Genomic DNA, 20751 nt, shown 5'->3' on the forward strand with positions numbered 1-20751 from the left:
ATGGTGAGGCTGTTTTTTGTCACAGTGCCTGGCTATTGATCGCCCTGCGCAACGCCATCAACCATTTCACCAACTCCTGCGGGTCAATCGGTTTCCCTTCGTTCATTGTTCAGTCCCTCGAGTCTCAGACCCCCCAACCATAGCCGTCACCCGGCAAACCCGCGAATCCGTCAGTTATCTTCTTGATCGATATCAATGTGCCGTCCGGGTATTTAAATTTTTGCTTTTATACCTTTAAAGTTCGCGCTACCCGGCGTTACCCACGAAGGATCGTATGGCGCTCGCTGCAGTCATGGACTGAAAATGACCTTCGGTTCCGCTTTTATCCTCAGCACCCTGCCGGCGCTGTTCGCCAATTTCATCTTCCTGCTCAAGGAAACCCCGGTGGTCTCCGCCGTGGCGGTGCCGGAGATTCTCTACACCCCCAAGAGCTACATCGTCCTGTACTACAAGACTTACGAGATGCTCGCCGTGCTGTCGCTGCTGCTCAGCCGTCTGGAAAGGAGGCTCCAGCATGGCCAGTTCGGGGCTTGAGTTGTTGTGCGGGGCGTTGCCGCAACTGAGCAAGGGCGCTGCGCAAACCCTGTCGATTTCATTCTTGAGCATCGCCTTCAGCACCGTCGGAGGCGTGCTGCATGGCGTGCTGCGGGTTTACCTGGGGCTGTTCCGTGCGATCCCGGTGCTGGTGTGGTTGTACCTGCTGTTTTTCGGCCTGCCGATTTTCTTTGGCCTGAGCGTGCAAAGCGACAAGGTCGATCTGATCCTGCCAACATGACGGTGACCCCGGAGCGCAAGGAGGCGGTGGACTTCACCAACCCCAACCTGAAAGTCGCGGTACAGGCCCTGGTGCCGAACAACAGCGCCGTGAAAAGCCTGGATGACCTGGCCACCCGCACCACCATCGTGACCACCGGCAGCCAGCTCCCACATTTGAAGGTATTCACAAATCAAAATGTGTGAGCGGGCTTGCCCGCGATGAGGCCAGTACAGACACCCCCTATTCCGGCCAATGCCAAGCCGGCGCATCCAGGATCCCCTGCCCAACTATCCGCGTCTCCCCCAACACCTTCTCCAGCACAATCGAATTACACCCCTCATCCTGCTGCAACGCCGCAATCAAGCGGCTGGCATGCGACACCACCCACACCTGGCAATGCTGCGAAGCCTGGATAATCAAGCGCGCCAACGCCGGTAACAAATCCGGGTGCAGGCTGGTCTCCGGCTCGTTCAGCACCATCATGGTCGGTGGCCTAGGTGTCAGCAGCGCCGCGATCAGCAGCAAGTATCGCAAGGTGCCGTCGGATAACTCTGCCGCCGACAGTGGCCGCAGCAACCCTTCCTGATAAAACTCAATCGCAAAACGCCCGCCCTGCAGCGGCTCGATATTCAAGCGCGCACCGGGGAACGCATCGCTTACCGCCCGCTGCAAAGCCTCGGGGTCACCGATCTCGCGAATCGTCTGCAACGCCGCCGCCAGATCGCGCCCATCGTGGTGCAAAACCGGTGTGCGCGTACCCAGTTGCGGTTGGCGTACCGGTGCATCCACATCGCTGCGAAAGTGATCATAAAAGCGCCAGCCACGGATGTTTTCCCTTAGCAACAACACCTCCGGCGAGCCGCGCAGGCTGCCGACCTGGTCAAACAAACTGTGGTAGTTGGGTGTGTGCTGGGCGAGGACATCCCAGTTTCGACCGTCGCGTGCGCGCACCATGGGCCCGGACCGTTGCACCAGCAGGCTGGCCGGGCGGTAGAGGTGGCCGGCCCAGATGCATTCCTTCTTTACTTCCGGGTCCAGGGAGAAGTACGACAGAGTCTTTTCCGGCAGCCCCAGGGAAATCGCGTAGCTGAAGTCGTCCCCGGCAAAGCCCAGGCGCAAGCGTTTGACGCCCTGGCGCACGGTGGACTCAATCGGCACCTCACCGTTGCGCATGCGCCGGCTGATGGTTTCCGGCCCGGCCCAGAATGTGGAGTCCAAACCGCCTTCACGGGCCAGCGCATTGATCACCCCGCCTTGGGCGGTTTCCGCCAGCAGGCGCAGGGCGCGGTACAAGTTGGACTTGCCGCTGCCATTGGGCCCGGTGACCAGGTTCAGGCGGTCCAGGGGCACCACCAATGTGTTGATCGAGCGGTAATTGGCCACCGCGAGGGTCTTGAGCATGGGCATTCAGTCGGCTTGGGAACCCTCGGAGTATGAGAGCCTCCATGCAGATAAGGAACCCTGATCTAAGCTCACAGTCGCATACACACTGGCAAGTCGGCATCACGCAAAAGGAGCCTGCATGGGCGCTCGCGTTTCCACCTGTATTTTTGGTCTCTGCCTACTGACGCTGTTGAGCGGCTGTGGCGAGGATAAGGCTGAACCCAAGCCGCATTCACGGGTGTTTGTGCAGACCGTACAGTCGGCGGGCTTCGCCGCGGCTGTCACGCTGACCGGCGACATTCAGGCCCGTGTGCAAACCGACCTGTCGTTCCGCGTCGGCGGCAAGATCATCCAGCGCATGGTGGATGTGGGTGACCGCGTAACCGCCAAGCAAGTGCTGGCCAAGCTCGACCCGAAGGATTTGCAGACCAACGTCGATTCCGCCCAGGCCCAAGTCGTGGCCGAGCAGGCGCGGGTCAAGCAAACCGCCGCCGCCTTTGTCCGCCAGGAAAAACTCTTGCCCAAGGGTTACACCAGCCGCAGCGAATATGATTCCGCCCAGGCCGCGCTGCGCAGCAGCCAAAGCGCACTGGCGGCCGCCCAAGCCCAGTTGGCCAATGCCCGCGAACAACTCAGTTATACCGCGCTGATCGCCGAAGCGCCGGGTGTGATTACGGCGCGTCAGGCCGAGGTCGGCCAGGTGGTACAGGCCACTGTGCCGATTTTCAGCCTGGCCCGCGATGGCGAGCGTGATGCCGTATTCAATGTGTACGAGTCGCTGCTGGTAGAGCCGCCGCCAGATGCGCCGATCACCGTCAGCCTGTTGGATAACCCGAGCATCAAGGCCGTGGGCAAGGTCCGTGAAGTCACACCCGCCGTGGCGGCCAATACCGGCACCGTGCAGGTGAAAATCGCCTTGCAAGCCCTGCCCAAAGGCATGCAACTGGGCTCGGTGGTGAGCGCTACCACCAATGGCCCGGCCAAGGCCAGTATCGAACTACCCTGGTCCGCGCTGACCAAAGATCTCAGCGAACCCGCCGTTTGGTTGATCGACGGCGACGGCAAGGCGCAATTGCATAAAGTCACCGTGGCGCGTTACCTCACTGGCAAAGTCATCATTGGCGACGGCCTCAAAGGCGGCGAAAAAGTGGTGGTGGCCGGTGGGCAATTGCTGCACCCCGGCATGCTGGTCGAGATCGCCCAGCAAGGGGTGCAGCCATGAAGCGCCTGACGGGGATACTCGCCGCCAGCCTGTTGCTGGTTGCCTGTTCGAAAGAAGAGCCGCCGCCGGAGCCCCTGCGGCCGGTGCTGTCCATGGAAGTAAAATCGGAAGATCAGGAAAACCTCGGTCGTTTCGCCGGCACCATCCAGGCCCGTTACGAAACTAACCTGGGCTTCCGCGTGCCTGGCCGTATTGCCCGGCGCGCCGTGGATGTGGGGGCCGAAGTGGAGAAGGGCGCCTTGCTCGCCGTACTCGACCCCACTGACCAACAAAACCAATTGCGTTCTGCCCAGGGCGATCTGGCGCGCGTACAGGCGCAATTCATCAACGCCCAGGCCAACGCCCGCCGTCAGCAGGCGTTGTTCAACCGTGGCGTCGGTGCCCAGGCGCAACTGGATATCGCCCAGACCGACCTGAAAACCACCCAGGCTTCCCTCGACCAAGCGCAGGCCTCAGTCAATCAAGCCAAAGACCAACTTAACTACGCCGAACTGCGCACTGACCACGCCGGCATCGTCACCGCCTGGAATGCCGAGGCCGGCCAGGTGGTCAGCGCTGGCCAGCAAGTGGTGACCCTGGCCCGTCCGGATATCAAGGAAGCAGTGATCGACCTGCCCGCCGGCCTGGCCGAGCGCCTGCCGCAGGACGTGGTGTTCCTGGTCGCCGGGCAACTCGACCCGAGCGTCAACACCACGGCCATCGTGCGCCAGGTTGAGCCCCAGGCGCAAAGCGCCACACGCACCCGTCGCGCGCGGCTGACGCTGGCCGAAACACCACCGGCATTCCGCCTCGGCACGGCGATCAGCGTGACGCTGAGCACCGCCATCGAGCCGCGCATCGAAGTGCCCCTGAGCGCCCTGCAGGATGTCGACGGCAAGACCCGCATCTGGCTGCTCGACACCCAAAGCCAGACCGTGCAACCGCGCGACATCAACGTGATCAGCCGTGATGCCAACAGCGCCTTGCTCAATGGCGGCGTCAAACCCGGCGAGCGCATTGTCACCGCTGGCGTGAACAGCCTGAAGCCTGGGCAGAAGGTCAAAATCGACGAGGACAGCCCGCGATGAAAGGGAGTTTCAACTTATCCGACTGGGCCCTTAAGCATCAGTCTTTCGTCTGGTACTTGATGTTCGTCGCGCTGCTGATGGGTGTGTTCTCCTACATGAACCTGGGCCGCGAGGAAGACCCCTCGTTCACCATCAAGACCATGGTGATCCAGACCCGCTGGCCGGGCGCGACCCAGGAAGAAACCCTTAAGCAGGTCACTGACCGCATCGAGAAAAAACTCGAAGAACTGGACTCACTCGACTACGTGAAAAGCTACACGCGGCCGGGCGAGTCCACGGTGTTCGTGTTCCTCAAGGACACCACCAGCGCCAAGGACATCCCGGGCATCTGGTACCAGGTCCGCAAGAAGATCGACGATATTCGCGGCAACTTCCCTCAAGGTTTGCAGGGGCCGTCATTCAACGATGAGTTCGGTGATGTGTTCGGCTCGGTGTACGCCTTTACCGGCGATGGCCTTTCGATGCGCCAGTTGCGCGACTACGTGGAACAGGTGCGCGCTGAGATTCGTTCGGTGCCGGGGTTGGGCAAGGTCGAGATGATCGGCCAGCAGGACGAAGTGATTTACCTGAATTTTTCCACGCGCAAGCTGGCGGCCCTGGGGATTGATCAGCGCCAGGTCGTGCAGAGCCTGCAATCGCAAAATGCGGTGACGCCGGCCGGGGTGATCGAGGCCGGGCCAGAGCGGATTTCCGTGCGCACGTCGGGGCAATTTTCCTCGGAGAAAGACCTGGCCAACGTCAACCTGCGGCTCAATGACCGCTTCTACCGCCTGGCAGATATCGCAGAAATCACGCGTGGCTACGTCGACCCGGCGCGGCCGATGTTCCGTTTCAACGGGAGGGCGGCGATTGGCTTGGCCATCGCCATGCAGAAGGGCGGCAATATCCAGTCGTTCGGCAAGGCCTTGCATGAACGCATGGACGAATTGACCGCCGACCTGCCGGTGGGCGTCGGCGTGCACAAGGTCTCCGACCAGGCGGAAGTGGTGGAGGAAGCCGTCGGCGGCTTTACCAGTGCCCTGTTTGAAGCGGTGATCATCGTGCTGGTGGTGAGTTTTATCAGCCTGGGCATGCGCGCCGGGCTGGTGGTGGCGTGCTCGATTCCGTTAGTGCTGGCGCTGGTGTTCGTGTTCATGGAGTACAGCGGCATCACCATGCAGCGGGTCTCGCTGGGCGCGTTGATTATCGCCTTAGGCCTGTTGGTGGATGACGCGATGATCACCGTCGAGATGATGATCACGCGTCTGGAAAAAGGCGAAACCAAGGAGCAGGCGGCAACCTACGCCTACACCTCGACGGCGTTTCCGATGCTCACCGGTACTTTGGTGACGGTCGCCGGCTTCGTGCCAATTGGCCTTAACGCCAGCTCGGCGGGCGAGTACACCTTCACCCTGTTCGCGGTCATTGCCGTGGCGATGCTGGTGTCGTGGGTGGTGGCGGTGCTGTTTGCGCCGGTGATCGGCGTGCATATCCTCAGCGCCAACGTGAAGCCGCACAATGGCGAGCCGGGGCGGATTGGCCGCGCTTTCAATGGCGGCATGCTGTGGGCCATGCGTAACCGCTGGTGGGCGATCGGCATCACCGTGGCGCTGTTTGTAGCGTCGGTGTTCTCCATGCAGTTTGTGCAGAACCAGTTCTTCCCCTCGTCGGACCGCCCGGAAATCCTCGTCGACCTCAACCTGCCGCAGAACGCCTCGATCAACGAGACGCGTAAAACCGTCGACCGTCTGGAAGCGATCATCAAGGACGATCCGGACATTTCGCGCTGGAGCACCTACATCGGCCAAGGCGCGATCCGGTTCTACCTGCCGCTCGACCAGCAGTTGGAGAACCCCTACTACGCGCAATTGGTCATCGTGAGTAAGGGCCTGGAGGAGCGCGGCGAGTTGATCCAGCGTCTGCAAAAGCGCCTGCGCGATGACTTTGTCGGCATTGGCAGCTATGTGCAGCCGCTGGAAATGGGCCCGCCGGTGGGGCGCCCGATTCAGTATCGTGTGTCGGGCAAAGACACCGACCAAGTGCGCAAACACGCCATCGAACTGGCGACGTTGTTGGATAAGAACACCCACCTGGGCGAGATCATCTACGACTGGAACGAGCCGGGCAAAGTGCTGCGCATCGACATTGCCCAGGACAAGGCGCGGCAACTGGGGCTGTCGTCGGAAGACGTGGCGCAATTGATGAACAGCGTGGTCAGCGGCGCCTCGGTGACCCAGGTGCACGATGATATCTACCTGATCAACGTGGTTGGCCGCGCCGAAGACGCCGAGCGCGGCACGCCGGAAACCTTGCAGAACCTGCAGATCGTCACGCCCAACGGCACCTCGATTCCGCTGCTCGCCTTTGCCACCGTACGCTATGAGTTGGAGCAGCCGCTGGTGTGGCGTCGCGACCGCAAGCCGACCATCACCATCAAGGCCTCGGTGCGCGATGAGATGCAGCCGACGGACCTGGTGAAGCAGCTCAAGCCGGAAATCGACACGTTCAGCGCCGGTTTGCCGGCGGGTTACAAGGTCGCCACCGGCGGCACCGTGGAGGAAAGCGGCAAGGCCCAGGGCCCGATTGCCAGCGTGGTGCCGCTGATGTTGTTCCTTATGGCGACCTTCCTGATGATCCAGTTGCACAGTGTGCAGAAGATGTTTCTGGTGGCGAGTGTTGCGCCGCTGGGGCTGATCGGCGTGGTGCTGGCGCTGATTCCCACAGGCACGCCCATGGGCTTTGTGGCAATCCTGGGTATTTTGGCGTTGATCGGCATCATCATCCGCAACTCGGTGATCCTGGTGACGCAAATCCATGAATACGAGGTGGCCGGCTATACGCCGTGGGATGCGGTAGTGGAAGCCACCGAGCACCGGCGTCGGCCGATCCTGCTCACGGCGGCGGCGGCGAGCCTGGGCATGATCCCGATTGCGCGGGAAGTGTTCTGGGGGCCTATGGCGTACGCGATGATTGGTGGGATTATCATCGCCACGTTGCTGACGCTGTTGTTCCTGCCGGCGCTGTATGTGGCCTGGTACAAGATTCGCGAGCCGAAACAGGAGAACGGCTGACTTTCGTTGCCTTCCTGCATAGGTGTGGGAAGGTTCCTGGAAACACTTTCGAGACATTTGCCTGGCGGTAATTGCATTACTCTCCGGGCCTGGTTTCGATTGGACGGTCTGTGTCATGCGCTGTTTTCTGCTGGTTTGTACCCTCCTGCTTTCGCCCCTGACGCTTGCGGGCACCGTACTGGAAAATAGCCTGTGGCGGGTCGAAATCGACCCCGCCACGCTGGCGTTGCGCGTCACCCCGGTGGGTGAAACCTCGGTGCAGGCCTCCAGCGGCACTCCAGCGCACACCGTCAGCGATGTGCAGGGCAATGCTAAGCAAGCCAGCTGGCAATGGGACGGCGGCGCGTATCGCCTGGTTGCGCGCCTTGAACAGCGTGACCTGACCCTGACCGTCACCGCTCGCGAACCAGGTGAGCTGGCGCTGCTGAACCAACCCGCCGAAGCGATTGGCCAAGGCCTGATCTGGCCCTTGGCCGAAGGGCATTACGTGCCTGCCGGCAACGCCGTTTGGAAGGCCTTTCTACTCGAGCAGGGCGTCATCAACACCACCCAGGATCTGAGCCTGCCGTTGTGGGGTGTCGATCACGGCACGTTTACCCTCAACTGGTTGCTGACCAACCCCTATAACAACCGCCTGCGCTGGCAGGAAGGCATGGCCCTCTCATTGGCCCATGAATTCACTTCGCTCGAGCCGTCTAAGCCGATGACCCTGCTGTTGCACCTAGGCGCTGCCGACCCATTGGCCGGGGCCAAGCGTTATCGCCAATGGCTGGTGGAGCAGGGCCGGTATGAGCCGTTGGCGGACAAACTGCGGCAGACGCCTGAGGCCGACAAGTTGCTGGGCGCCAGCCACGTCTACCTGTGGGGCAACGATCTGCTGGCCCCGGAGGATGTACGCCACTGGCCTTTGTTGCTCAAGCGCTTGCGCGGTCATGAACTCAAGGGCTTGTTGGACAAGGAAGCCACGAAGGTCCTGGCCCAGGGCACGGCGTTGAATCGTTACGAGCAGACAGTGCTGCTTCGGGGGCTGAACGCGGCGATCAACAAAAAGGCCCGACAGAGTTGGCAGATTGCAGAGCCCGATATGACACGGCTCGCGGCGCGCTACGGCGAGCTGCGCAGCGAGTTGGCGGTGGACTTTGCCGGGGCCTTGAGTGATACCCCTGCAACCTGGGGCAGCACAGCGATCCAGTCGCTGCGCGACTCAGGGCTCCCACGCTTGCTGCTGACCCTGGGCGAAGGCTGGGAAGGCGGCCTGTGGCACCCTGAGTCGATCCGCGCCGGTGTCGACGCCGGCTACCTGATGGCGCCCTATGACTCCTATGAAACGGCCCTGGCCGCCACGGAAAACCCCGATTGGACCACCGCCCACCTGGGCAGCAAGGCCTATCGCGACTGCGCAATTGTGTTGAAGGGCGGCAAGCTCAAGACCGGCTTCCAGCAATCCGGTCACTACACCGACCCGCGCTGCGTGCGGTCCTTATTGGAAGCACGAGTAAAGGCCGTTCAAACCAAGGCGGGCTTCAACGCATGGTTCCTCGATGCCTACGCTACCAGCATGGTCTTCGACAGCTACCGTGACGGCGCTCCAATGACCCAGGCGCAAAACGCGCAAGGCAACATCGACGCCTCCCGTTGGCTGAATACTGCACTCAAGTTGCCCGCCGGTTCTGAAGACGGCAATGCCATCACCGCCCAGGGCATCCTGTTCGCCCATGGCATGCAGACGCCTGTGATCGGTTGGGGCGACCAGGCCATGACCAAAGACAAGCAATCGCCCTACTACGTGGGCAACTGGTACCCGCCGGAACAACCGACAGTGTTTTTCAAATCGGTGCCGTTGAAAGAACCCTTTCGCACGGTGTATTTCGAGCCGGACATGCGCCTGCCGCTGTACCAGGCGGTGTTCCACGGCTCGGTGATCACCACCCATCATTGGCTGTTTGACAGCCTGAAGCTGAGCAATGTGCGGGCCGAGAATGAGTTGACCCAACTGCTCTACAACGTGCCGCCGCTGTATCACTTGAGCGCTTCGACGGTCAGCCAGCGATTGCCGTTGATCCAGCGCCAGGATCGTTTTTTCCGGCCGCTGCATCAGCGCCTGGCGACCCAGGCAATGACCGGGTTTCGGTGGCTGACAGCGGATCGTTTGGTGCAGGAGACCACGTTTGCCGATGGGACGCGGTTGGTGGCGAATTTTGCTGCTGAACCGAGAGAGGGATATCCGGGGCGTAGCGTGACGGCGCGAGTAGTGGGTGAGAAACCTGTGGTGTATCAGGTCGATTAGCTCACCCTGCCAAACCGCTATCGCGGGCAAGCCCGGCTCCCACAGGGGAATGCATTCCAACTGTGTGGCTTGCCTGCGATGAGGCCAGCGCAGGCAACACAGACCTAGTTCTTTCTCCACACACTCGCCAACCAAGGCTGCTGCTCCCTCGGTAAACCAGCAGGCCGGTAGTAATGCTCCAGCTCCACAAACCCCGCCCCCGCCAACAGCGCCTGCCACGCCGCCAGGTCGTGATAAGACCCATACCGCGGCCCATTCCAGCCTTCCAGGTTCTCACCGCGTGGATTGGAGCTGAACAAGACGCCACCTGGTTTCAACGTCCCATGCAGCTGCTCCAGCACACGCGGCAATTCCTGCTTGGGAATATGAAACAGCACGGCATTGGCAAAAATCCCGTCAAAGCGCTCGGCAGGTAGGTCCAGTTTCAGGAAGTCCTGCTGCAACACTTCACAACCACTGTCTTCGCGCGCCATCTGCGCAAACCGCTCCGAACCATCGAGCCCCACGGCGATATGCCCCATGCGCGTAAACGTCTGCAAATCGCGCCCCGGCCCACAGCCGAAATCCAGCACGGTAAACGGCGCGCAGCCCTGGATATGCCGCAGCAGCGCGTCGATGTTCTGGCTCACATCGTGATCGCGGGTGCCTTCGCGGAAGTCCTCGGCCACTGTGTTGTAGTGGCCGAGGGTGGTGGCGGTGATCTGGTCGAGGTCGTCGGGCTTGAGGGTCATGACGGGGAATACCGGGTACTGAGAGGGCCCGACTATACCTCACCGCTTGTTCAACACCCGCGCCAACCGATCCCCACCCAACTGGATCACTGCCACCAGAATCACCAGCAGCACGATCACCGTCAGCATGATCTGCGTATCAAAGCGCTGATAACCGTAGCGGTAGGCGATGTCACCCAAACCGCCGGCGCCAATCGCCCCGGCCATGGCGGACGAGTTGATCATGGTCACCAAGGTGATGGTGAACCCGCCGACAATCCCCGGCAACGCTTCCGGCAACAGCACGTGCCAGATGATGTGCCAGCGTCGGCAGCCCATGGCTTGCGCGGCTTCGACCAAGCCGTGGTCGACTTCGCGCAAGCTCACCTCGGCAATCCGTGCAAAAAACGGCGTGGCGGCGATGGTCAATGGCACGACCGCCGCCCAGACGCCATAGGTGGTGCCGACGATCAGCCGGGTGAATGGGATCAGCGCCACCATCAGGATTAGAAAGGGTATGGAGCGGAACAGATTGACGAACGCCCCCAGCATGCGGTTGAGCGCAGGCGCCTGGTAAATGCCGCCTTTGTCGCTGGTGACCAGGAACACCGCCAGTGGAATTCCCACCAGCAAGGCGATCAGCGACGACACGCCGACCATCAACAAGGTGTCGATGGCACCCTGTACTAAACGTTCAAACCACATAGCCCAGCACCTCCACCTGTTGTGCCCAATTCCCGGCGCGTTTACGCAGCTCTTCGGCACTGTGGGCCGAGCCACTCACCGCCAGCAGCAGTTGCCCCAGGGCGTGGCCCTGGATACGTTCCACGCCGCCTTGTAGCAGGCGTACACGCGCGCCAAGCGCGCTGAACAACGCGGCTAGGTCCGGCGCTTCGCTATCGCTCCCGGTAAACTGCAAGCGCAGCACCACAGCGGCATCGGTGGATTGCGGTGTGGCCTGCAAACGGCTTTGCAACTCGTCCGGCAGCCCATGTTGCAGCGGTGCCAGCAGGGTTGTGCTGACGTCATGTTGCGGGTTGCCAAACACTTGCCACACCGGGCCTTGTTCGACGATTCGCCCGTGTTCCAACACCACCACGCGGTCGCAGATTTCGCGGATCACTGCCATCTCGTGGGTAATCAACACAATGGTCAGGCCCAGGCGCCGATTGATCTCGCGCAGCAGGCCGAGGATCGACTGGGTGGTCTCCGGGTCGAGGGCCGAGGTGGCTTCGTCGCAGAGCAAAATCTCTGGGTCGTGTACCAGCGAACGAGCGATGCCCACGCGCTGTTTTTGCCCGCCGGAAAGCTGCGCCGGGTAGGCTTTGTGCTTGTCCTGCAAGCCGACCAATTCCAACAGCTCGCACACCTTCTGCTCACGCTGGGGCTTGGGCACTCCGGCGACTTTCAGTGGCAATTCGACGTTTTGCCACACGGTCTTGGCCGACATCAAATTGAAGTGCTGGAAGATCATGCCAATACGCCGACGCAGCGCCACCAGGCGGTCTTCGTCAAATACGCCAATGTCCACCTGATCGATCAGCACCCGTCCGCTGCTCGGTTGCTCCAGGCGGTTGATAGTGCGGATCAGCGACGACTTGCCGGCGCCGCTGCGGCCGATAATGCCGAACACTTCACCACGCTGTATCGCCAGGTCGATGCCTTGCAAGGCGTGCACAGTGCCGTCATAGGTCTTGCCCAGGTTGATAAAACGCACATGAGCGCGGTTCAGGTCCGCATGCAGTTCTGTCTGTTCGGCGTCCCTGGGCGCTGAGCTGAGGTCGCGCAGTTGCGCATCGGCGGCGGTCATTTTTTATCTTCCCAGCCGACTTGGTAGAGCTTGCCGAGGGATTTATCCAACGCAGCGCGCACCACGGGCGAGTGCTGGTAGATATCGACGAACTTGATCACCCGTGGGTCGGCTTTGCTTTTCGGCTGGATCACGAACTGGATCACGTATTCCGGGTGGTCGAGGCCGTCGAACAGCAGCGCCGACTCAGCATCGAAGGTTTTGGACAGGCGGATATAGGCCGGGTAGCCCTGCACCAAGTCTGCATCGTCATAAGCGCGCACCAGTTGTACGGCCTCGACTTGCAGGATCTTGATCTTTTTTGGGTTGGTCACAATGTCTTCTTCGGTGGCCTTGTAGCCCACGCCCGGCTTGAGGGTGATCAGGCCAGCCTTGGCCAGCAATTGCAGGCCGCGACCGCTGTTGATCGGGTCGTTGGCAATCGCCACGCTGGCGCCCTGGGGCAAGTCGTTGATGCTTTTGTATTTTTTCGAATACAGCCCGACGTTGTTGATGATGCCCGGCGCGTACGGCGCGAGGTCAAAGCCGGCGGCGGCCTTGGCGTTTTCCAGGAACGGGATGTGCTGGAAGTAGTTCACGTCGATGTCACCGGCGGCCAGGCTGACGTTGGGCGCGATCCAGTCGGTGAACTCCACCAGCTTGACCTTCAGGCCTTGTTTGTCGGCTTCTGCGACCGCGGCTTCCAGGGGAATGGCGAAGGCGGCGGTGGTGCCGATTTTCAACGGCGCATCGGCAGCGAACACTGCAGAGCTGAACAAACCGAAGGCCAGGGCCAGTGCTTTGACTGGGTGGGAGAGCAGTATTTTTTTCATGGTCGATTTCCAGTCATCAGGTGTATTCATTAACAACTCGGTCAACTGTGGGAGCTGGCTTGCCTGCGATGGCGGTCTTTCAGCCACATTTGTATTCGCTGACCTACCGCTATCGCAGGCAAGCCAGCTCCCACAGTTTTGGTTCAGTGTCGGTAGGTGGAGCCGGTGTGCTGTTCGGGTAACCGGGCGCTGCCATGGAAGACTTTTTCACGCAGCGTTCCGGTGTCATAAGCAGTCTTGTACGAGCCACGGCGTTGCAACTGCGGCACCACCAGATCAATGAAATCCACATAGCTTTCCGGCGTAACAATGCGCGTCAGGTTGAAGCCATCCAGGCCGGTCTCGCTGATCCACGACTCCAGCTCATCAGCAACTTGCTCAGACGAGCCCACCAACGTGATATAGCGCCCGCCCAGGGCGTGTTGCTCGAGCAATTTGCGCCGGGTCCAGTCGTTGTTCTGCAGGTTCTTGGTGGCCGATTGGATCGCGTTGCTCTTCACGTACTGGATAGGCTCGTCCAGTTCGTACTGAGCGAAGTCGATCGCGGTGGACGCCGAGAAATGCGCCACGCCGGCCTCCGCGCTGGCGTAGCTCAGGTATTCGGCGTGCTTGGCCCAGGCCAGCGCTTCAGTGGCGCCAACGATCACGTTGAGGCCCATGAACACCTTGATGTCATCCGGGTTGCGCCCGGCTTCCACGGCGCTGGCGCGCACCTTGTCCACCTGGATTTTGGTCGCGGTCTTGTTCTGCCCACTGATGAACACGCATTCGGCATGACGCCCGGCGAACAGCAGCCCCTGCTCCGAACTGCCCGCCTGAAACAGCACCGGCGTACGTTGCGGCGACGGTTCGCACAGGTGATAACCCTCCACCTGATAGAACTCACCGTGATGCTCGACCTTGTGCACCTTGCCCGGCTGCGCATAAACCCGCGCTTGTGGATCGTTGATCACTGCGTCGTCTTCCCAACTGCCTTCCCAGAGTTTGTAGAGCACCTCCAGGTATTCATCGGCTTGGTCATAACGGCGGTCATGCTCGACCTGCTCGGTAAGCCCCATGGCCTTGGCGGCGCTGTCGAGGTAGCCGGTGACGATGTTCCAACCGACCCGGCCACGGCTCAGGTGGTCGAGCGTGGACATGCGCCGCGCAAACAGATACGGCGGCTCATAGGTGAGATTGGCGGTGAGGCCGAAGCCGAGGTTTTTTGTGACGGCGGCCATGGCCGAGACCAGCAGCAACGGGTCATTCACCGGCAGTTGGATCGACTCCTTGAGCGGCACGTCAATCGAGTGCTGGTACACGTCGTACACGCCGACGATATCGGCAATGAACAGGCCGTCGAACAGCCCACGCTCCAGGGTTTGCGCCAGGTCGGTCCAGTACTCGATGGTTTTGTATTGGGTGGACGTGTCCCGTGGATGGGTCCACAGGCCGTGGTTGATGTGCCCGATGCAGTTCATGTTGAAGGCATTGAGCAGGATTTTCTTCTTCGCCATCAAAGGGTCCCCCGCAGTGGCGGGTTTTCATTGTTGAGGTAGTAATTGCCCACCGCGTGGTACTTCCAGCGCACCGGGTCGTGCAGGGTGTGCACGCGGGCGTTGCGCCAGTGGCGGTCAAGGCCGTGCTCGGCCAGGGTGGCCTGGCTGCCGGCCAGTTCAAACAGCGTGCTGGCGGCGGCGAGGGCAATTTCGGTGCTCAAGGCACGCACTTCGGCGATGGCAATCGAGGCGGCAGCAACGGTCTCGGCGTTGCCGTCGGCCTGGGCGCGGTCGAGAAATTCCCCTGCGCGTTCCAACAGCGCCTCGGTGGCGTGCAGGCGGATGCTCAGGTGGCCGAAGCTTTTCAGGGTCAGCGGGTCTTCAGTCGCCTTGTCGCTGCCGGAATCGATCCACGGGCGGGTCTTGGTGCGCACGAAGTGCAGCGCATCTTCAAAGGCTGCGCGGGCAATGCCGGTGTCGATGGCCGCATGGAGGATCTGCGCCAGCGGGCCGACGGTGGTCGGGCGTTCGAAGGCGCTTTGAAACGCGATCACGTCATGAGCGGCAACCCACACCTTGTCGAACACCACCGAACCGCTGCCGGTGGTGCGTTGGCCGAAGCCGCTCCAGTCGTCGATGACCGTCAGGCCGTCGCTGTCGCGCGGGACAAAGGCGAGTTGCTGCACGCCCTGTTCATCCACCACTGACGTGGGGATGCGCTGGGCGTAGATCGCACCGGTGGAATAGAACTTGCGGCCGCTGATACGCAAGCCGTCGCCGTCGCGGGTGATGGCCGTGACGCGGTCATGGGCGGTCTTGGTGCCCAGTTCCGCCAGGGCGTTGCCGAAGCGCTGACCGCAAAGGACTTCGGCGTACAGACGCTTTTGCTGCGCAGGGCTGCCGTTTACGCGCAGCACTTCCAGTGCGTAGAAATGGTTCTGCGGGATCTGGCCCAGCGAGGCGTCAGCCTGGGCGATCAGCCCAATCACCTTGGCCAGGGTGACGTTGGACACGCCTGCGCCGCCGTATGCCTTCGGCACGCTGATACCCCACAGGCCGGAGCGGGAAAACACGTCCAGCTCGGGCAGGGGCAGGCGACGCTCGCGGTCGCGCTGGGCGCTGTCGCGGCGCAAGTCTTCAGCCAGGTCGCTGGCGACAATCAGGGCGTGTTCGTCGCTGGTAATGACCGCGACGTTAGGGGGAAAAGTCATGGGTTTCTCCAGACGCTCGTAAAAAAGTGTTCTGGTCAGTCAGATCCAGGAATGTCGAGCCGGCAACGTGCCGTTCAGTCTATAAGCGCCCACCGCGTGGTACTTCCAGCGCACCGGGTCGTGCAGGGTGTGCACCCGCGCGTTGCGCCAGTGGCGGTCGAGGTTGAACTCGGCAAGGGTGGCGCGGCTGCCGGCCAGTTCGAAGAGCTTTTCGCTGACCAGCAACGACACTTCGGTGGTCAGCACTTTCGCCTCGGCCACGGCAATCGACGCACGCGCGGCTGACTGAGCGGTGATCGGCGCAGCGCTGACCTGGTCCAGCACCTGACCGGCCTTGCGCAGCAGGGCTTCGGCGGCGTGCAGTTCGATCTTGAGCTTGCCGATCTCGGCGATCACATACAGGTCATCACTGGCGCGTTCGACCTTGGCATCGATCCAGGGACGCGAGCGTTCACGAACGAAGGCGATGGTGTCCTCAAGCGCGCTGCGCGCAATGCCGGCGTCGATGGCGGCCTGAATCAGTTGGGAGACGGCGCCCTGGATATTCGGGGTTTCGCCGATGCGCCAGTTTTCCACGACCCGTTCGGCGTCCACCGGCACTTGGTCCAGCAGCACCGTGCCACTGGCGGTAGTGCGTTGGCCGAAGCCCGACCAGTCATCGACAATGCGTAGCCCTTCAGTGCCACGGCGCACGAACGCCATGACCTGCTTGCCGTCATCGTTCAGCGCTTTGACCGCAACCCAATGCGCAAACAGCGCGCCGGTGGAATAGAACTTCTGGCCGCTGATCACGTAACCGTCACCCTTGGCGGTGATGCGCGTCTTGAGCTCCAGGGTGTTCTTGGTCCCGCGTTCCGGGCCGCCATTGCCGATGCGCCAACCGTCGAGAACGCTTTGGAACAGCTGCTTTTTCTGGCGCTCTGTGGCCGCACCCTGTAACAGGTGCAGGATGCCGAAATGGTTCTGCGGGATCTGCCCGAGGGCCGGGTCTGCCGCGCTGATGATCGCGAACACGTCGGCCAGGGTGACAAAAGACACCTGCGGGCCGCCGTATTCACGGGGAATGGAAATACTGCCCAGCCCACTGCGGGTGAACTGCTCAATCTGCGCCCACGGCAGCTGGCGTTGCCTGTCGCGCTTGGCGGCTTGCAGGCGCGCAGCCTGAGCCAGCTCCTGGGCAGCATTCAACGCCTCTGCATCGTTGCGCAGCACAGCGGCCGGCAACAGCAGGGGAGCTACGTCCAGATCACTCTGGGGAGTTGTTAGAGCCAAGTTAGACATCAGCGCCGCTCCTTGGCTGCACGTAATGCCCTGGCGTTGCCCACCGGGGTAATCCTGACCATACCGACCTCGCATTCAATGAAATAAAAACAGAAAATTCAGAGATGTCCGGTGGTCCGGTACATATACCCTAAGCGTATTAAATATTTAAATAAACTAACTTTTGGGAATATGAATAGAAGGTCTTTCACCCTGGTTCGCAGGGCGACCCGAGAGGGCGGGGACGATAGATCAGCGCAGTCCCGACCGGGTGGGTTGGCGCCTCGGCGGCAATGCGTAAAGTGCGGGCGGGTGCCCAGCGTGAGTTGTTGCCGACGCGATCCAGAATGCAATAGGTCACCTCCAGCCGGCAGTCGTCGCCGGCTTCGACAATCACCGTCGAAGGCACCCACACCTGCACCGCCTGGCCGATTTCCCTGGCCTGGATCTTCGGCAGGTCCAGGCGCACATCGCCCCAGCGCAGGGTGATGGCATCGCCGGTGGTCATGTTCAGGTACGGCTCGATGGTCAGAGGGATACCGCGCCGTACCTGGCTGGCGTTGACGCCGCAGCGGCGGATGGTCTCGGGCAGGCCCACGGGGGCGAGGTTGTGGTTTTCGTCGTGGTACAGGGGCGAGGGTTCGCCGCCAGGGTAGTGGGTCTTTACGCGCACCCGCGTTTCGGCGGAGCGCGCAGGGCCATGGCCGATCTGCATGACCTGGTAATGGACCTGAGCCGGTCCATCCAGCACGAAACTTTCCGGCACCCGCAGGTGGGTGAATGCGCCGACCTTGCACGCGGTCACCCGACGTGACGCGGCAAAGCAGTTGTTCCAGAACAGCTCGATCAGGTCGCCTTCATCCATGCCGGGATACGGCGCAATGTCGACCTGCAGGTGTGTGGCGGCCAGGGCATTGATGCCATTGCCGATGGCCTGGGGCAGTGTCGGTGCAGTGAGCAGTGGGGGCGTCATAAATAATCTCCTTGATACAGCCAGCAGCAATCGTTCCGGACCTTTGGCGCGGGTGCGCGGGGCGACCGAAATGAACGATTCAGAAAACAGCTGGGATAGGATCCAATCCTCTGAGCGCTAGATAAGAGGGTTGGCCAAGGGGCGTCAATGGCGGCAAAAGGCTAAACGGCGGGTTTTGTGATATTCAGAAGGGTCTGACTGGGAGGGGGATTTATAGTCCCGTGTGGCGGGGTGTTTTACGGCGTGGAATGACGATTTCCTGTAGGAGCGCGCTTATGTGGGAGCTGGCAAGCCAGCACCCACATAAGTGTGTCAGTGAGCCAGGAATTTGCTCAAAAACTGCCGGGTGCGTTCTTCCTTGGGGTTGGCAAACAGTGCCTTGGATTCGCCTTGTTCCACGATCACGCCCTTGTCGAAGAAGATCACCCGGTTGGCCACGTCACGGGCAAAGCTCATCTCGTGGGTGACGATAACCATGGTGCGGTTTTCTTCGGCAAGGCTGCGAATGGTCGCCAGCACTTCGCCCACCAGCTCCGGGTCCAGCGCCGAGGTGGGTTCGTCAAACAGAATCACCTCCGGCTCCATGGCCAGTGCACGGGCAATCGCCACGCGCTGTTGCTGGCCACCGGACAAGCGCCGTGGGTAGACATCTTCCTTACCTGCCAGGCCCACCTTGGCCAGCAGTTTGCGTCCCAGGGCGTCAGCGGCTTCGCGCGGCATCTTCTTGACCACGGTGGGGCCTTCGATGACGTTTTCCAGCGCAGTGCGGTGCGGGAACAGGTTGAAGCTCTGGAATACAAACCCCACGTGCTGGCGCAGGCGCCGCACCAGGCTTTGTTGCTGGTTGATCGGCCTGCTGGTGTCGATTTCGATGTCGCCTACCTTGATGCGGCCACTGGTGGGCTGCTCGAGGAAGTTCAGGCAGCGCAGGAAGGTGGTCTTGCCGGAACCGCTGGGGCCGATAATGGCGATGACTTCGCCTTCCTTGACCTCAAGGTCGATGCCGTTGAGCACCACCTGACTGTTGAATTGTTTGGTCAGTTTTTCAACCACGATCATGCTTCAGGACTCCAGGTCATGCCGGTTGACCCGGGCTTCCAGACGATTTTGGAAATACGCCAGGATGCTGACCAGCACCCAGTAGATCAGGGCGGCCGACAGGTACATCGCGAAAATCTCGAACGTGCGCGCGGACACCAACTGCGCCTGGCGCAGCAGCTCGGGCACTTGGATGGTCGCTGCCAGCGAGGTGTCCTTCACCAGCGATGTAAAGCTGTTACCCAGCGGTGGCAATGCCGTACGCATCGCCTGCGGCAGGATCGCCCGACGCAGGGTTTGCACACGGGTCATGCCGATACTGGCAGCGGCTTCCCACTGGCCACGCTCGATAGAGCTGATGGCGGCGCGCAAGGTTTCACAGATATACGCTGCCATGTTCAATGAGAGGCCGATCAGCGCGGCGGGAATCGGGTCGAGTTCGATACCCACTTGCGGCAAGCCGTAATACATCATGAACAGCTGCACCAGCAACGGCGTACCGCGAAAGAACGACACGTAGATGCGGGCGATCCAACTCAGCGTCTTGAAGCGCGACAAACGCATCAAGGCCAGGCCGAAGCCCAGCACAAAGCCGAAAAACAAACCGCCCAGGCTCAAGATCACGGTGAAGTACACGCCCTGCATCAAGAAGGGCGTGGAATTCAGGATCAATTGAAACTTTTCTTCCATTATTGGGTAACGTCAGCGTTGAAGTACTTCTCGGAGAGTTTTTTCAACGTGCCGTCTGCGCGCAGTTTTTCGATGGCCTTGTTGACCGCAGCCAGCAACTCAGGCTCGCCTTTACGCAGGGCTACGCCTGCTTCTTGACGAGAAAACGCGTCACCGGCAGCGGCGGTGTCCGGGGCTTTTTTGGCGTATTCCAGTGCCGCCAGGCGGTCGATCAGGATGGCGTCGATACGGCCGATGCGCAGGTCCTGGAACTTGGTTGGGTCATCTTCGTAGGTGCGGATATCAGCGTTCTTGACGTTGGCTTTCACCCACTCCTCGTAGTTGGTGCCCAGGCCCACCCCGACCTTTTTACCGGCCAGGTCGGCAGCAGATTTGATATTGAGTTTGTCTTCGTTCTTCTTCAGTACCAACGCCTGAATCCCGGAAACGGTGTAGGGCTCAGAAAAGTCGTACTTCTTTTTGCGCTCTTCGGAAATGGTGACTTGGTTGATCACCGCGTCCAGTCGCTTGGATTCCAGTGCGGCCAGGATACCGTCCCACTTGGTGGCCTGCAGTTTGACCTTCACGCCCAGCTCCTTGGCCAGCGCTTCGGAAAACTCGACTTCAAAACCCGCGAGCTTGCCGTCTTCCCCGACAAAGCTGAAGGGTGGGTAAGTGCCTTCCAGACCGACGTTGATGACGCCGGCTTTCTTGATGTTGTCCAACTGCTCGCCGGCAATTGCCTGGCCCATCAGGCCAGCCCCGAGTGCCAGGCCCAAAGTGCCGACCAGCAACGTGCGACGGAATACAGAAATAGTCATGAAGAGCCCCTGTGTTTTTATGTTGAGCGAAGCAGGTGACGCGGTAGTCGTATCCTGCCTTAAAGCGCGTAGCGCGTCTTCGCCTACGGCGCGACTATAAAGCGGGTTTTTAAGACTTGAAAATAATATTAATTAAATTTTATATGCGTTTTTCGAATACGCCGTAGATCCAATGTGGGAGCGGGCTTGTTCGCGAATGCGGC

The 20751-nt window shown here is 61.0% G+C and carries 16 protein-coding genes and 2 pseudogenes; 6 read left to right on the top strand and 12 right to left on the bottom strand.

Annotated features, from left to right (window positions below; genetic code table 11):
- Window positions 1-333: 333 nt before the first annotated feature.
- Window positions 334-534 (top strand): annotated as a pseudogene (locus AACY52_RS08895) (amino acid ABC transporter permease); the annotation flags it as partial.
- Window positions 515-918, top strand: a pseudogene (locus AACY52_RS08900) (transporter substrate-binding domain-containing protein); the annotation flags it as partial. The pseudogenes AACY52_RS08895 and AACY52_RS08900, both read left to right, overlap by 20 nt.
- 79 nt (window positions 919-997) lie before the next feature.
- On the opposite strand, the gene AACY52_RS08905 reads toward AACY52_RS08900, so the two are convergent.
- Window positions 998-2158: an AAA family ATPase gene (locus AACY52_RS08905; protein WP_339419896.1), complete on the bottom strand. Its 1161-nt coding sequence runs from the start codon at window positions 2156-2158 to the stop codon at window positions 998-1000.
- A 121-nt stretch (window positions 2159-2279) separates the two neighbouring features.
- Between AACY52_RS08905 and AACY52_RS08910 the strand changes: the two genes are divergently transcribed.
- The 4 genes from AACY52_RS08910 (at window position 2280) to AACY52_RS08925 (ending at window position 9766) form a co-directional block, all read left to right on the top strand.
- Window positions 2280-3362 carry an efflux RND transporter periplasmic adaptor subunit gene (locus AACY52_RS08910; RefSeq protein ID WP_339419898.1) on the top strand — a complete coding sequence of 361 codons (1083 nt, stop codon included), beginning with the start codon at window positions 2280-2282 and terminating at the stop codon, window positions 3360-3362.
- Window positions 3359-4429, top strand: coding sequence for an efflux RND transporter periplasmic adaptor subunit (locus tag AACY52_RS08915; RefSeq protein WP_339419899.1), 1071 nt, complete (start codon window positions 3359-3361; stop codon window positions 4427-4429). The genes AACY52_RS08910 and AACY52_RS08915 overlap by 4 nt, the downstream gene beginning before the upstream one ends.
- On the top strand, window positions 4426-7479 hold the full coding sequence (locus AACY52_RS08920; RefSeq protein WP_339419901.1) for an efflux RND transporter permease subunit: 3054 nt from the start codon (window positions 4426-4428) through the stop codon (window positions 7477-7479). The genes AACY52_RS08915 and AACY52_RS08920 overlap by 4 nt, the downstream gene beginning before the upstream one ends.
- Window positions 7480-7594: 115 nt before the next feature.
- The gene (locus AACY52_RS08925; RefSeq protein WP_339419902.1) at window positions 7595-9766 is read left to right on the top strand and encodes a glycoside hydrolase; all 2172 of its coding nucleotides are present in this window, start codon (window positions 7595-7597) and stop codon (window positions 9764-9766) included.
- A gap of 104 nt (window positions 9767-9870) precedes the next feature.
- Here AACY52_RS08925 and AACY52_RS08930 read toward each other — a convergent pair whose 3' ends face one another.
- The 11 genes from AACY52_RS08930 to tcyJ all read right to left on the bottom strand — a co-directional run bounded on the left by AACY52_RS08930 (window position 9871) and on the right by tcyJ (window position 20548).
- The gene (locus tag AACY52_RS08930; protein ID WP_339419903.1) at window positions 9871-10497 is read right to left on the bottom strand and encodes a class I SAM-dependent methyltransferase; all 627 of its coding nucleotides are present in this window, start codon (window positions 10495-10497) and stop codon (window positions 9871-9873) included.
- Window positions 10498-10536: 39 nt separating this feature from the next.
- Window positions 10537-11181 carry a methionine ABC transporter permease gene (locus AACY52_RS08935; RefSeq protein ID WP_339419905.1) on the bottom strand — a complete coding sequence of 215 codons (645 nt, stop codon included), beginning with the start codon at window positions 11179-11181 and terminating at the stop codon, window positions 10537-10539.
- Window positions 11171-12286, bottom strand: coding sequence for an ATP-binding cassette domain-containing protein (locus tag AACY52_RS08940; protein ID WP_339560428.1), 1116 nt, complete (start codon window positions 12284-12286; stop codon window positions 11171-11173). The genes AACY52_RS08935 and AACY52_RS08940 overlap by 11 nt, the downstream gene beginning before the upstream one ends.
- Window positions 12283-13098: a MetQ/NlpA family ABC transporter substrate-binding protein gene (locus tag AACY52_RS08945; RefSeq protein ID WP_339456707.1), complete on the bottom strand. Its 816-nt coding sequence runs from the start codon at window positions 13096-13098 to the stop codon at window positions 12283-12285. Before AACY52_RS08945 ends, AACY52_RS08940 begins: the two co-directional genes overlap by 4 nt.
- Before the next feature lie 143 nt (window positions 13099-13241).
- Entirely contained in the window at window positions 13242-14594 is a 1353-nt protein-coding gene (locus AACY52_RS08950; protein WP_339438771.1) for an LLM class flavin-dependent oxidoreductase, read from the bottom strand.
- Complete coding sequence (locus AACY52_RS08955; protein ID WP_339419909.1) at window positions 14594-15787, bottom strand: SfnB family sulfur acquisition oxidoreductase; 1194 nt, start codon at window positions 15785-15787, stop codon at window positions 14594-14596. The genes AACY52_RS08950 and AACY52_RS08955 overlap by 1 nt, the downstream gene beginning before the upstream one ends.
- 39 nt (window positions 15788-15826) lie before the next feature.
- Window positions 15827-17068, bottom strand: coding sequence for an SfnB family sulfur acquisition oxidoreductase (locus AACY52_RS08960; RefSeq protein WP_339560429.1), 1242 nt, complete (start codon window positions 17066-17068; stop codon window positions 15827-15829).
- A 187-nt stretch (window positions 17069-17255) separates the two neighbouring features.
- Entirely contained in the window at window positions 17256-18020 is a 765-nt protein-coding gene (locus tag AACY52_RS08965; protein ID WP_339427359.1) for a hypothetical protein, read from the bottom strand.
- Between the two features lie 312 nt (window positions 18021-18332).
- Entirely contained in the window at window positions 18333-19079 is a 747-nt protein-coding gene (tcyN, locus tag AACY52_RS08970) for an L-cystine ABC transporter ATP-binding protein TcyN (RefSeq protein ID WP_339419914.1), read from the bottom strand.
- Between the two features lie 3 nt (window positions 19080-19082).
- Window positions 19083-19748 (bottom strand): cystine ABC transporter permease, encoded by a 666-nt coding sequence (gene tcyL, locus AACY52_RS08975; protein ID WP_339419916.1) that lies wholly within the window; start codon window positions 19746-19748, stop codon window positions 19083-19085.
- A complete protein-coding gene (gene tcyJ, locus AACY52_RS08980; RefSeq protein WP_339419918.1) occupies window positions 19748-20548 on the bottom strand; it encodes a cystine ABC transporter substrate-binding protein in 801 nt (266 codons plus the stop codon). The genes tcyL and tcyJ overlap by 1 nt, the downstream gene beginning before the upstream one ends.
- Window positions 20549-20751 lie beyond the last annotated feature (203 nt).

The sequence above is a fragment of the Pseudomonas sp. EA_65y_Pfl1_P113 genome, from assembly GCF_963970525.1.
GTDB lineage: Bacteria > Pseudomonadota > Gammaproteobacteria > Pseudomonadales > Pseudomonadaceae > Aquipseudomonas > Aquipseudomonas tritici.